The 11875-nt window shown below is 70.8% G+C and carries 13 protein-coding genes; 3 read left to right on the top strand and 10 right to left on the bottom strand.

Translation table 11 applies throughout. From position 1 onward, the window contains the following. Positions 1–102 precede the first annotated feature (102 nt). Both ACICHK_RS29605 and ACICHK_RS29600 read left to right on the top strand, forming a co-directional pair. Positions 103–774: a TrkA family potassium uptake protein gene (locus ACICHK_RS29605; RefSeq protein WP_151468707.1), complete on the top strand. Its 672-nt coding sequence runs from the start codon at positions 103–105 to the stop codon at positions 772–774. Continuing rightward, a complete protein-coding gene (locus ACICHK_RS29600; RefSeq protein WP_406839234.1) occupies positions 774–1454 on the top strand; it encodes a potassium channel family protein in 681 nt (226 codons plus the stop codon). Before ACICHK_RS29605 ends, ACICHK_RS29600 begins: the two co-directional genes overlap by 1 nt. A gap of 169 nt (positions 1455–1623) precedes the next feature. Here the strand turns inward: ACICHK_RS29600 and ACICHK_RS29595 are convergent, their stop codons facing one another. The 8 genes from ACICHK_RS29595 to ACICHK_RS29560 all read right to left on the bottom strand — a co-directional run bounded on the left by ACICHK_RS29595 (position 1624) and on the right by ACICHK_RS29560 (position 9827). Beyond that, entirely contained in the window at positions 1624–2391 is a 768-nt protein-coding gene (locus ACICHK_RS29595) for a DUF3159 domain-containing protein (protein WP_406839233.1), read from the bottom strand. Positions 2392–2394: 3 nt separating this feature from the next. Continuing rightward, the gene (locus tag ACICHK_RS29590; protein WP_151468709.1) at positions 2395–2793 is read right to left on the bottom strand and encodes an OB-fold nucleic acid binding domain-containing protein; all 399 of its coding nucleotides are present in this window, start codon (positions 2791–2793) and stop codon (positions 2395–2397) included. A 97-nt stretch (positions 2794–2890) separates the two neighbouring features. After that, a complete protein-coding gene (locus ACICHK_RS29585; protein WP_103549585.1) occupies positions 2891–3574 on the bottom strand; it encodes a response regulator in 684 nt (227 codons plus the stop codon). After that, positions 3571–6114 carry an ATP-binding protein gene (locus tag ACICHK_RS29580; protein WP_406839232.1) on the bottom strand — a complete coding sequence of 848 codons (2544 nt, stop codon included), beginning with the start codon at positions 6112–6114 and terminating at the stop codon, positions 3571–3573. Before ACICHK_RS29580 ends, ACICHK_RS29585 begins: the two co-directional genes overlap by 4 nt. 335 nt (positions 6115–6449) lie before the next feature. After that, entirely contained in the window at positions 6450–7670 is a 1221-nt protein-coding gene (locus ACICHK_RS29575) for an alginate lyase family protein (protein WP_406839231.1), read from the bottom strand. 270 nt (positions 7671–7940) lie between these two features. Further along, on the bottom strand, positions 7941–8705 hold the full coding sequence (locus tag ACICHK_RS29570) for a DUF3710 domain-containing protein (protein WP_103549588.1): 765 nt from the start codon (positions 8703–8705) through the stop codon (positions 7941–7943). Between the two features lies 1 nt (position 8706). Next, complete coding sequence (gene dut, locus ACICHK_RS29565) at positions 8707–9198, bottom strand: dUTP diphosphatase (RefSeq protein ID WP_151468823.1); 492 nt, start codon at positions 9196–9198, stop codon at positions 8707–8709. Between the two features lie 44 nt (positions 9199–9242). Beyond that, positions 9243–9827, bottom strand: a complete 585-nt coding sequence (locus ACICHK_RS29560) for a PaaI family thioesterase (protein ID WP_151468713.1) — start codon at positions 9825–9827, stop codon at positions 9243–9245. A gap of 58 nt (positions 9828–9885) precedes the next feature. Here ACICHK_RS29560 and ACICHK_RS29555 point away from each other — a divergent pair, with 58 nt between their 5' ends. Further along, complete coding sequence (locus ACICHK_RS29555) at positions 9886–10365, top strand: DUF3093 domain-containing protein (protein WP_406839230.1); 480 nt, start codon at positions 9886–9888, stop codon at positions 10363–10365. A 122-nt stretch (positions 10366–10487) separates the two neighbouring features. On the opposite strand, the gene ACICHK_RS29550 is transcribed toward ACICHK_RS29555, so the two are convergent. Both ACICHK_RS29550 and ACICHK_RS29545 read right to left on the bottom strand, forming a co-directional pair. Beyond that, positions 10488–11402, bottom strand: coding sequence for a hypothetical protein (locus ACICHK_RS29550; protein WP_192582335.1), 915 nt, complete (start codon positions 11400–11402; stop codon positions 10488–10490). A gap of 13 nt (positions 11403–11415) precedes the next feature. Further along, on the bottom strand, positions 11416–11712 hold the full coding sequence (locus tag ACICHK_RS29545; protein ID WP_003997302.1) for a DUF4193 domain-containing protein: 297 nt from the start codon (positions 11710–11712) through the stop codon (positions 11416–11418). Positions 11713–11875: the final 163 nt, after the last annotated feature.

Genomic DNA, 11875 nt, shown 5'->3' with positions numbered 1-11875 from the left:
CCTGGGCAACGATGCCCCCGGCCGACCGTGCGTGTGTAGCTTGGGCGGCGGTCTGAGACCCTGTTTAGCCTGAGCCGTAACCATTCATGCGGAAGGACGGTCGTGCACATCGTCATCATGGGCTGCGGAAGAGTAGGTTCCGCTCTTGCCCAGAACCTGGAGCAGCAGGGGCACACGGTCGCCGTGATCGACCAGGACCCCACCGCCTTTAGGCGGCTGGGCTCCGGGTTCGGCGGCCGTCGTGTCACCGGAGTCGGCTTCGACCAGGACACCCTGCGCGAGGCGGGCATCGAGGAGGCCGGTGCGTTCGCGGCGGTCTCCAGCGGTGACAACTCGAACATCATCGCCGCCCGCGTGGCCCGCGAGATGTTCGGCGTCGAGAACGTCGCCGCCCGCATCTACGACCCGCGCCGCGCCGAGGTCTACCAGCGCCTCGGCATCCCGACCGTCGCCACCGTCCGCTGGACGGCCGACCAGATGCTCCGCCGGCTGCTGCCCTCGGGCGCCGAGCCGCTGTGGCGCGACCCCACGGGCGGTGTGCAGCTCGCCGAGGTGCACACCTCCGTCGCGTGGGTGGGCCACAAGATCAGCCGCCTCCAGGACGAGACGGGCGTGCGCGTCGCCTTCCTCACCCGGCTGGGCGAGGCGATCCTGCCCAGCTCGCAGACGGTTCTGCAGGAGGGCGATCTGGTGCACGTGATGATGCGCACCGACGAGGTGGACAAGGTCGAGGCGGCGTTCGCCAAGGGTCCTGAAGAGGAGGCGGGGCACTGATGAGAGTCGCCATTGCCGGTGCCGGTGCCGTGGGCCGCTCGATCGCGGGCGAACTGCTGGAGAACGGCCACGAGATCCTGCTGATCGACAAGGCGCCGACCGCCATCTCGGTCGAGCGCGTCCCGCAGGCGGAGTGGCTGCTCGCCGACGCCTGCGAGATCACCTCCCTGGACGAGGCCGCGCTGCAGCGCTGCAACGTGGTCATCGCGGCCACCGGGGACGACAAGGTCAACCTCGTGGTCTCGCTGCTCGCGAAGACCGAGTACGGGGTCCCGCGCGTCGTCGCCCGCGTGAACAACCCCAAGAACGAGTGGCTGTTCAACGAGTCCTGGGGCGTGGACGTCGCCGTCTCCACCCCGCGCCTGATGTCGGCGCTCGTGGAGGAGGCGGTGAGCGTCGGCGACCTGGTCCGGCTGCTGCGCTTCAGCCACGGCGACGCCAACCTCGTCGAGCTGACCCTGCCGCCGGAGTCCGCCCTGGCCGGCACGACCGTCGGCGACGTCGCGTGGCCGGAGGACACCTCGCTGGTGACCATCATCCGCGGCACCCGCGTCCTGACCCCCTCCCGGGAGGACTCCCTGGAGGCGGGCGACGAACTCCTCTTCGTGGCCGCCCAGGCCCGTGAGGAACAGCTCGAGGACCTGCTGTCGGTGCGCCGCGACACGGACACGACGGCCTAGCCGTCCCCTCCTCCTCGTCGGCGGCCGTGCCGCCGACGAGGAGGGCCGCGCACCTGTCGTACGACGAAGGGGGCGCCCGGAGATTCTCCGGGCGCCCCCTTCGTCGTACGACAGGTGCGCGGCAGGCGCGGGACGTTTCCCGCTCAGTCGCCCCCGGCCGTGGCCGGGCTCACGCCTCGCGGCGGTGCCGGGCCGGGGCCGGGGCGTCGCCGCGCTCCTTCGCGAGGGCGGCCTTGCGCTCCTTCTCCGCCTGCTCCTCGGCCTCCATCTCCGCGAACACGTCGATGGGCGGCGGCGCCTTGGCGAGGAAGACCCAGGTGAGCCAGACGGCGAGCAGGAAGGGCGGGATCTTCAGGGCGATCAGGACCCAGCCGAACTGGGTGGTGTCACCCCACCAGTAGAGCGGGAAGAGCACCGCGCACTTGGCGAGCAGGATCAGGCCCCAGGCCCAACTGGCCTTCGCGTACGCCTTCTTGCGGCCGGGGTTGCGGGTGCGCCAGGAGAGGTTCTCCTTGAAGACCGGACCGAGCATCAGGCCGATCAGGGGGACGCCCGCCAGGGTGGTCACGATGTAGGCGACGGCGAGCCCGAGCGTGTACAGCATGCCCGGAAGGTAGAAGTCCTTCGCGTTGCCCGTCATCATCGCGAAGACCACGCCGAAGGCGACGCCGAAGACACCGCTGAAGGCGTGCTTCACGGTGTCGCGCCGCACCAGGCGGACCGCGACCAGCAGCAGGGACATGGCGAGGGCGGCGATCGCCGACCAGTGCAGGTCCTTGTTGATCGTGAAGATGGTGACGAAGAGCAGGCCCGGCACCACGGTTTCGACCATGCCCCGCACGCCGCCGAACGCCTCGAAGAGTGCGGCCTCGGTCACCGCCCGTACATCCTCCGGGGCGTCCTGGGCGTCTTCGGTCGGCTTGTCGAGCGACGTCACCGGCTACTCCCGTCCGAGGGGTCTGAGTTCGTACTTCGGATTGAACAACACCCTACGGCCCCGGCTCATCGAAATACGGCCCGAGGCGATCAGCTTGCGTCCGGGCTCGATGCCGACGATGGAACGGCGGCCGAGCCAGACCACGTCCAGGGCGGCCGAGCCGTCGAACAGCTCGGCCTCCAGGGCCGGGACACCGGCCCTCGGCCGCAGAGTGACCGTGCGCAAGGTACCAGTAACCGTGACTATCTGCCGGTCGTGGCAGTCACCGATACGGGTACAGCCCGCGGTCGCCGTGTCCTCCCGCAGCTCCTCGGACTCCAGGTCCTGCTGGGACGAGGAGAGCCGGTCCATCATGCGCCGGAAGCGGCCCGCCGGCTTTTCGGAACGAGGAACAGCACTCATACCGAAAGCGTACCGGGGGGTGCCGACAGCTTCGTACCCGCGGCACCGCCGCCCGAACCGGCCGTGGACTCCGCCCGATCGGACGACCGCGTCAACCTCAGCGTTCGAACCTGTACCCCATTCCCGGCTCGGTGATGAAGTGCTTCGGGTGCGAGGGGTCCACCTCCAGCTTGCGGCGCAGCTGGGCCATGTAGACCCGCAGATAGTTCGTCTCCGTCCCGTAGGACGGGCCCCAGACCTCCTGGAGCAGCTGTTTCTGGCCGACGAGCCGGCCCGTGTTGCGCACCAGCACGTCCAGCAGGTGCCACTCCGTGGGGGTGAGCCGGACGTCCCGCCCGTCGCGGTGCACCTTCTTCGCCGCCAGGTCGACGGTGAACCCCGCGGTCTCCACGATCACGTCGTCCTCACCGCCCCCGGTGGGCTCCGCGCGGCGGACGGCGGCGCGCAGCCGGGCGAGCAGTTCGTCCATGCCGAAGGGCTTGGTGACGTAGTCGTCGGCGCCCGCGTCGAGGGCCTCGACCTTCTCGTCGGAGGAGTGCCGGGCGGACAGCACCAGGATCGGCACCCGGGTCCAGCCGCGCAGCCCCTTGATCACCTCGACGCCGTCCATGTCGGGCAGGCCGAGGTCGAGCACGACGACGTCGGGGTGGCGGGCGGCGGCGAGCTGGAGCGCGGTGGCTCCGTCGGAGGCCGCGTCGACGTCGTACTTGCGTGCCTTCAGGTTGATCACGAGGGCTCGGGTGATCTGCGGTTCGTCGTCGACCACGAGGACCCGGGTCATGAAGCCTGCCTTTCTGCGGCTGCTGATCGGGCGGCCGGGGCGGGCCGGCGGCCCGCCGCCCGCACCGTGAGCACCATGGTGAGTCCGCCGCCGGGGGTGTCCTCGGCGTTGAGGGTGCCGCCCATCGCCTCGGCGAAGCCGCGGGCGACCGCGAGGCCGAGGCCCACTCCGGTGCCGCGCGGGGCGTCCCCGTAGCGCTGGAAGGGCGCGAATATGCGGTCCTTGGCGTCGTCCGGGACGCCGGGGCCCCGGTCCACCACGCGTACCTCCACGCGGTCGGCGATGGCGCTCGCGGCGACCAGGACCCGTTCGCCGAAGGGGCTGTACTTGACCGCGTTCTCGACGAGGTTGGCGACGGCGCGCTCCAGGAGTCCGGCGTCGACGGCGACCATCGGCAGGCTCTCCGGGATGTCCAGGTCCACGCTGCCCTCGGGGACGCCGAGGAGGGCCATCGGGACGACCTCGTCGAGGTCGATCTCGCGGAACAGCGGGGCGACCGTGCCGGTCTGGAGCCGGGACATGTCCAGCAGGTTGCCCACCAGGTGGTCGAGGCGGTCGGCGCCGTCCTCGATGCCTTCGAGGAGCTCGGCGCTGTCCTCCTCCGACCAGGCCACGTCGTCGGAGCGCAGGGACGAGACCGCCGCCTTGATCCCGGCGAGCGGGGTGCGCAGGTCGTGGCTCACGGCGGCCAGCAGGGCGGTGCGGATGCGGTTGCCCTCGGCCAGTTCCTTGGCCTGGTCCGCCTCGTGCTGGAGGCGCTGGCGGTCCAGGACCACCACGGCCTGCGCGGCGAAGGCGGCCAGCACCCGGCGGTCGGAGGCGGGCAGCACCCGTCCGGACAGAGCGAGCGCCATGTGGTCGCCGACGGGCATGTCGACGTCGGCGTCCTCGGGGCGGGTCGCGGGCGCCGGTCCGGCGCTGCCCGCGCACGTCCACGGGTCGACGTCGCCCGCTCGCTCCAGCAGCGCGACCGATTCCATCCCGAAGGTCTCCCGGACGCGCTCCAGCAGGGCCTCCAGGCTGGTCTCCCCGCGCAGCACGCTGCCCGCGAGGAAGGAGAGGATCTCCGACTCGGCTCTCAGCCTCGCCGCCTGGTGGGTGCGGCGGGCCGCCAGGTCCACCACCGACGCCACCGAGACGGCGACGCCCACGAAGACCACGATGGCGACGATGTTCTCCGGATCGGCGACGGTCAGGCGGTGCAGGGGCGGTGTGTAGAAGTAGTTCAGCAGCAGCGAGCCGAAGGCCGCCGAGGCGAGGGCCGGGAGGAGACCGCCGAGCAGTGCGGCCGCGACCGTCACCGCCAGGAACAGGAGCATGTCGTTGGCGAGGCCGAGGTCGACGGCGTTCAGCAGCAGGGCCATGACCACGGGGCCGCCGATGCCGACCGCCCAGCCCCAGATGATCCGGGAGCGTCCGAGCCGTGCTCCGCGCGCCACCGGCAGACCGCGCCCCTTGGCGACCTCCTCGTGGGTGACGATGTGGACGTCCAGGTCGGGGCCGGACTCCCGGGCGACCGTGGCTCCGACGCCCGGTCCGAAGACGTACTGCCAGGTCTTGCGGCGGGAGGAGCCGAGCACGATCTGGGTGGCGTTGACACCGCGCGCGAAGTCCAGCAGGGAGGCGGGGATGTCGTCGCCGACCACGTGGTGGAAGGTGCCGCCGAGGTCCTCGGCCAGCGTGCGCTGGACGGCCAGCTCCTTCGGCGAGGCGGAGGTGAGGCCGTCGCTGCGGGCGATGTAGACCGCCATGACCTCGCCGCCCGCGCCCTTCTCGGCCAGCCGCGCGGCGCGCCGGATGAGCGTCCGCCCCTCCGGACCGCCGGTCAGTCCGACGACGATCCGCTCCCGGGATCCCCAGATCCTGGAGACCCGGTGCTCGCTGCGGTACTCGGTCAGGTACTCGTCGGCCCGGTCGGCGACCCACAGCAGCGCGAGTTCGCGGAGGGCCGTGAGATTGCCCGGACGGAAGTAGTTGGACAGGGCCGCGTCGACCTTGTCGGGCTTGTAGATGTTGCCGTGCGCCATCCGGCGGCGCAGCGCGGGCGGCGACATGTCGACCAGCTCGATCTGGTCCGCCCGCCGCACCACCTCGTCCGGCACGGTCTCGCGCTGCCGTACGCCCGTTATCGACTCGACGACGTCACCCAGTGACTCCAGGTGCTGGATGTTGACCGTGGAGACGACGTCGACGCCGGCGGCGAGCAGTTCCTCCACGTCCTGCCAGCGCTTGTCGTTGCGGGAGCCGGGCACATTGGTGTGGGCCAGTTCGTCCACCAGGGCGACGGCCGGGGCGCGCCGGAGCACGGCCTCGACGTCCATCTCGGTGAAGACGCCGCCCCGGTACTCCAACTCCATGCGCGGCACCTGCTCCAGGCCGTGCAGCATCACCTCGGTGCGGGGCCGGTCGTGGTGCTCGACGAACGCCACCACGCAGTCCGTCCCGCGTTCGACGCGTCGATGCGCCTCGGAGAGCATCGCGTAGGTCTTGCCCACGCCCGGTGCCGCGCCGAGGTAGATCCGAAGCTTGCCGCGTCCCATGAGCCCTATTGTCTTCCCGTCACCACTGCGTACGCAGCGTCGACCTTACGGCCGGGATTCCCGGCGAAGGGGACGAACGCCCTGCCGGGGGACGTCCTTGACGCAACCCTGATGCCCCACGCGACCTCGCACGGTTCCCCGCGGCCCCACGGGGTCCCGTGCCGACGAAGGCGCCGCTGCCGGTGTCGGCGCTGACGCCGGTGGCAGCGACGGTGCTGGTGCTGGTGACGGTCTGGCTCATGTTCCCTCCCGGTGATCCCCGTGGACCGGGCGCCGGCCTCCCGGCCGGTCGCCCGGTCCCTCATCCCTTCATCGGACGGGACCCCGGCTTCGGTTCACGCGGGATTGTCGCCGTGCGTCAGCGTCTCCCACGCGACGAAGAGGTTGTTGCTGCCGGCCGGCCGGTTCTGCCGGGTGAGTTCCTGGGTGTTGGTCATCGCGATGCCCAGGCGGTTGTGCAGGGCGTTGTAGCCGACCTCGGTGACCGGGCCGAGCCCGAGGTTCAGCGAGCCGCCGCACAGCCAGCTCGGCACCGCCGTACCCAGCTGGTACTTCGACTGGAAGCCGAGCGCCTGGCGCAGCCGTTCGCCGACGTCGGTGCCGTACAGGTCCTGTCTCTGGACGCGGCTGGTCTCGGCGATGTGCGAGATGGCCGATATGCCGTACCCGGTGTGGGTGAGGTCGCGGCAGGTCTCCTGGGTGAGCCCGGTGACGAAGGTGGACTGCCCCTGCCAGTAGCCGACGATCTTCGCGGTGGTGTCGAGGTTCTGGCTCGGCACGGTCTTCGGCACGGCGCCGTCGGTGGAGAGGTAGACGTACGCCGCGGTGCGCGTCCGGAACTTCGCCATGGCCTTGTCGTAGGAGGTCCTGTCCTCCAGGAAGACGGAGATGCCGACCGCGGCCTCCATCATCGACAGCTCCCAGTTCCCGTTGGAATTGGAGCCGTTGATGATCTCGGGCAGGTAGACGTCGCGCAGCATGGTCGCGAAGCGGCCGGAGTTGGCCCAGGAGCCGGTGTACGTGTACTTGATGATCTCGGCGGCCTTGGGCCAGGAGGAGCCCGCCCAGCCGGTCTGCAGGGGCGCGTTGCTGTTGGTGTGGTCCTTGATCACCGCGGACCAGGCGTCCATCAGCTCGATGGCCTTCCTGGCGTACCGGTCGTCGCGCGTGACGTACCAGGCGAGGGCGTCGGTGTACGCGGCGATCGCGTCCTCGCGCTCGTCCGTGCAGCCGTGGTTGGGGTTGGAGTACGAGCCGCACTCGACGGTCGCACGGGGCGTGGGGGTGCGCGTGAGCGAGGCGTACTTGCTCGCCATCATCTGGTCGTAGGCGCCCTTCCAGGGCTGGGCGCCGGCCAGGACCTCGGTGCGTGCGAAGTCCAGCTGTCCTCTGGAGACGGTGACTCCGGGGTGGACGAAGGCGGCTGGCGCCGCGGCGGCCCGGTGCACGCCGGGCCCGGACAGGAGGGTGCCGACGAGGACCGTGGCCGCGGCGGCGACGGTGACGAGGAAGGCCGGGCGCCGTCTGCGGCCATGCCGAGTGGGGGTGTCGGACATGCAGAGCCATCCATTCTTGTATGTGAACTGCACACGTGGGGATGAACACGATGCGCTGGCCGGTGACCATAGGTACGGACCAAACTTCCGTCAAGACCTGAAGAAAGATCTGTCACTCAACCGTCGTTCACATACAAGAACTCGGTGGGATGTACTCCCCCGGATAACCGGACACGGGAGCCCGGGCGGACCCCGCGCACGGGAAAGGGCCGCATCCCTGAGGATGCGGCCCTTTCCCGTGGTCCGTCTCTTCGGCTGTCCCTCGTCCGTCTAGCGGACTTCGGTGATCTCCGGTCCGCGCTGCAGCTGTCCCATGCCGCCGGAGAAGCGGGAGCCGCTCTGGTCCTCCTGCTGAACGCCCTCGGGGACCATCTGCGCGTCGTTCGGCAGCTTCAGGACGATCGGGTCGCGCGGAGCCATCGGGCCCTCGCCGCGGACGACGACCGTGTCCCGGAAGATCTGCTCCAGCAGGCCCGCGGCCCCCGGCTGCACCGCGCCCTGCCCGGAGATCACTCCGCGCAGGAACCAGCGCGGACCGTCCACACCGACGAACCGCACGACCTGGAAACCGCCCGTGCCGTCCGGCAGCTGGACCGGTACCTGTGCCCGCAGCTCCCAGCCCAGCGGACCCTCGACCTCGTCGATGACACCGCCCTGCTGGGTGATCCCGGTGGCGATCTCCTCGCGCACCTCGCCCCAGATGCCCTCGCGCTTGGGAGCGGCGAAGGCCTGGAGCTGCACGGCGCTGTCGTTGACGACGACGGTCGCCGCGACGATCGCGTCACCCGCGACCTCGACCCGCAGCTCCATGCCGTCGACCCCGGGCACGAACAGACCACCGAGGTCCACCCGGCCCTCGGCCGGGTCACGAACCTCAGAACTGTCCCAGGGCCCGTCGGGGCGCGGCTCGGGTTCGAGCCTCACGCGCTCGCGCTCCGCGTCCTCGTCCGCCTCAGTGTCGACGCCGTCGACGACCTGCTCGGCCTCGCCCGCCGCGTCCTCGGCGGCACTGCCCTTCTTGCGACGTCCGAACACGTCACTGTCCTTCCCGGTCGGATACGACCGAAGCGTATCGATTCCCACCCGTTGTGCTGTCCACGGCGGCATGACCGCCTGTGGACCCGAAGCCCCCTGCGGCCCGCGCCGAGTCGGGAAGTTCCGCGACCTCCTGGAAGCGAACCTTCTCGACCTGCTGGACGACCAGTTGAGCAATCCGGTCGAAGCGCTCGAACCGCACCGACTCGCGCGGATCGAGATTCACCACGATCACCTTGATCTCCCCACGGTACCCGGCATCAACCGTCCCTGGGGCATTCACGAGGGCGACGCCGCAGCGGGCGGCGAGGCCCGACCGCGGGTGCACGAAGGCCGCGTACCCCTCGGGCAGCGCGATGGACACTCCCGTCGGCAGTACGGCCCGTTCGCCGGGCTTCAGCTCGCGGCTCTCGGTGGTGCGCAGATCGGCTCCCGCGTCACCGGGGTGCGCGTACTCGGGAAGCGGTACCTCCGGATCGACGCGCCTGATCATCACGGCGACTTCCGGACGGGGCTCACGGGCCCCGGGGCCATGGGTCACGGGTTCACCTCGAAGGCACGGGCTCGCCGGATCTGGTCCGGGTCGCTCATCGCCGCGCGGATCTCCTCCGGGCGGCCGTTGTCGATGAAGTGGTCGACCTTCACCTCGACGAAGAGGGCGTCCGCGCGGACGGCGACGAGCCCGTCGGGGCCGCCGAGCCGCCCGGTGGCGGTGCAGTAGATCTTCCGGCCGGCCACCGCGGTGACCTCGGCCTCCAGATGCAGCACGGTGCCCACGGGCACGGGGCGCCGGAAGTCGGTCTCCAGGCGTCCCGTCACGGCGATCGTCCGCAGCAGCCAGTTCAGGGAGCCGAGCGTCTCGTCGAGCGCGGTGGCGAGGACGCCGCCGTGCGCGAGTCCCGGGGCGCCCTGGTGGACGGGACGCACGGTGAACTCCGCCGTGACCTTGACGCCCTCGCCCGCGCGGGCCTCCAGATGAAGCCCGTGGGGCTGCGCTCCACCACACCCGAAACAGTGTTCGTAGTGTGCTCCGAGGAGCTCTCCGGGGGCGGGCGCGTCGGGGTGCCGCACCGGCGCGACGGCGTCGGCGGGAGGCGTCAGAGCTGCGGAAGTACCACTCACAGCCGCAGACCTTACCCGCGCGTCCACCAAGTCTTCGCACCGTGCCAAGCTTGGCGTCATGCAGCTCTCCGCCTCCCCGTACGAAGAACGCCTCACCGCGCCGCGGTCGTGGTGGGTGATCAGCTTCCTGGCCGGGCTCGCGCTGGCCCTGGTCTTCCTCCCCTTCGGCACGCTGCCGATGCTCGGGGCGCTCGTCGGCGGCACCGCGGTCACGGCGGTCGCGGCCAGTGCGTACGGCTCGATCCGCATCCGCGTGGTCGGCGACTCCCTGGTCGCCGGGGACGCCAGGATCCCGGTCTCGGCCCTCGGCGACACGGAGGTCATGGACCCGGAGGAGGCGCGCGCCTGGCGCACCTACAAGGCCGACACCCGCGCCTTCATGCTCCTGCGCTCGTACATCCCCACGGCGCTGCGCGTCCAGGTCACGGACCCCGCGGACCCGACGCCCTATCTGTACCTGTCGACGCGGGAGCCGGAACGCCTGGCAGCCGCCCTGGCGACGGCGCGGGAGTCGGCCCGGTCCGCGGAGAGCGGCTGAGACAGCCGCTCCCGGACCCGGACGCACCACGGGCGCGGGGCACGGCGCGGGCCCCGCCCGCCGGGCCGGCAGCGCGGACGGCCTCGGTGTCCCAGGTCCGCCTCGGTGCTCCAGGCCCCCCCTCAGTGCTCCAGGTCCGTGGGAATCTCTCCGATCCGCACCGGATCCGTCGGCTTCTCCAGCGGTGGCAGTTCCGGGAGCGCGTCCCACGGCACCTGCATCTTGCGCAGGTCCTTGCGGATGTGACCCGCCACGCGCCTGGTGTCGCGGCGGTTCATCACCGCCCCCACCGCCGCTCCGACCATGAACGGCATCAGATTGGGCAGGTCCCGGACCGTTCGTTTCATGATCTGCTGGCGCAGCTCGCGCTTCATCTGGCCGCCCAGCGCGGCATTGATCGTCAGGGGCCTGGCCACGTCGATACCGCGCTCGCTCGACCAGGAGTGCAGATAGGCCGTGCTGCGCTGTCTGAGGTTGCCCTGCGGACGCAGGCCGTAGACCTCGTGGAGTTCGGCGATCAGCTTCAGCTCGATCGCGGCGACGGCGGTGATCTCCGCGGCCAGCTCCGTGGGGATGGCGGGCGGCACCGGCAGCATCGCGGCGGCGCCGATCCCGGCGCCGACGGTGGACGTCGCGGCGGCGGCACCCGCGACGAGCTTGTCCGCGATCTCCTCGGGCCCCAGGCCCGGGAACTGTCTGCGGAGGGCGGCCAGGTCCCGTACGGGAACCCGCGGGGCGATGTCGATGATGCGGTCGGTGACATACGCCAGGCCCGCCCTGGCCCGGACGCCACTCCTCGTGACGCCTCTCCTGACCCCGTCCCGGACAGCCTCCACGCGACGACGCCTCGCTGCGGTCGAGGAAGTGTCCGTGGGGGCCGTCAGGCCGTCCGTGGCGCCCGCCCGGTCGAGCGAGGCTGATCCCTGTCCGGAAGAGCCCCGCTCGTCGTCACGCACGCCTTCAGAGCCCTCGGGGAGCCCTTCGTCCGCCGCCCGGAAGGGGAGACGGCGCTTCCAAGGTGGGGTCGAGCCGGTCACGGCCGACCCTGCCTCAGTCGCAGTCGCGGCAGATCGGCTGACCGTTCTTCTCGCGGGCCAGCTGGCTGCGGTGGTGCACCAGGAAGCAGCTCATGCAGGTGAACTCGTCCTGCTGCTTGGGCAGCACCCGGACGGCCAGCTCCTCGTTCGAGAGGTCCGCACCGGGCAGCTCCAGGCCTTCCGCGGCCTCGAACTCATCTACGTCGACGGACGAGGTCGACTTGTCGTTGCGGCGAGCCTTCAGTTCTTCAAGGCTGTCCGAGTCGACGTCGTCGTCGGTCTTGCGCGGGGTGTCGTAATCCGTTGCCATTGTCGCTCTCCCCCTCTGGGTGTCTGCGGTGTCTCCAGCGCACGTAACGCGTGAGAGGCCGGACTTGTGCCCGACCTGAGGCGGAGATTTTGCCTCACATCAAGGTCTGTTACTCAATCGACACCCAACCGGACTCATCGAGAGTGATCGGCTTGGATGGCGA

The sequence above is a fragment of the Streptomyces sp. AHU1 genome, from assembly GCF_045343905.1.
GTDB classification, from domain to species: Bacteria; Actinomycetota; Actinomycetes; order Streptomycetales; family Streptomycetaceae; genus Streptomyces; species Streptomyces triticiradicis.
Note: the sequence above shows the minus strand (reverse complement) of the source record. Positions and strands in the feature narration are given on the sequence as shown.

Bases quoted from the DNA above. Each gene is read 5' to 3' on its own strand.
- ACICHK_RS29600 (WP_406839234.1), top strand. From the start codon at position 774: ATGAGAGTCGCCATTGCCGGTGCCGGTGCCGTGGGCCGCTCGATCGCG.
- ACICHK_RS29590 (WP_151468709.1), bottom strand. From the start codon at position 2,793: ATGAGTGCTGTTCCTCGTTCCGAAAAGCCGGCGGGCCGCTTCCGGCGC.
- ACICHK_RS29585 (WP_103549585.1), bottom strand. From the start codon at position 3,574: ATGACCCGGGTCCTCGTGGTCGACGACGAACCGCAGATCACCCGAGCC.
- ACICHK_RS29580 (WP_406839232.1), bottom strand. From the start codon at position 6,114: ATGGGACGCGGCAAGCTTCGGATCTACCTCGGCGCGGCACCGGGCGTG.
- ACICHK_RS29575 (WP_406839231.1), bottom strand. From the start codon at position 7,670: ATGTCCGACACCCCCACTCGGCATGGCCGCAGACGGCGCCCGGCCTTC.
- dut (WP_151468823.1), bottom strand. From the start codon at position 9,198: ATGATCAGGCGCGTCGATCCGGAGGTACCGCTTCCCGAGTACGCGCAC.
- ACICHK_RS29555 (WP_406839230.1), top strand. From the start codon at position 9,886: ATGCAGCTCTCCGCCTCCCCGTACGAAGAACGCCTCACCGCGCCGCGG.
- ACICHK_RS29545 (WP_003997302.1), bottom strand. From the start codon at position 11,712: ATGGCAACGGATTACGACACCCCGCGCAAGACCGACGACGACGTCGAC.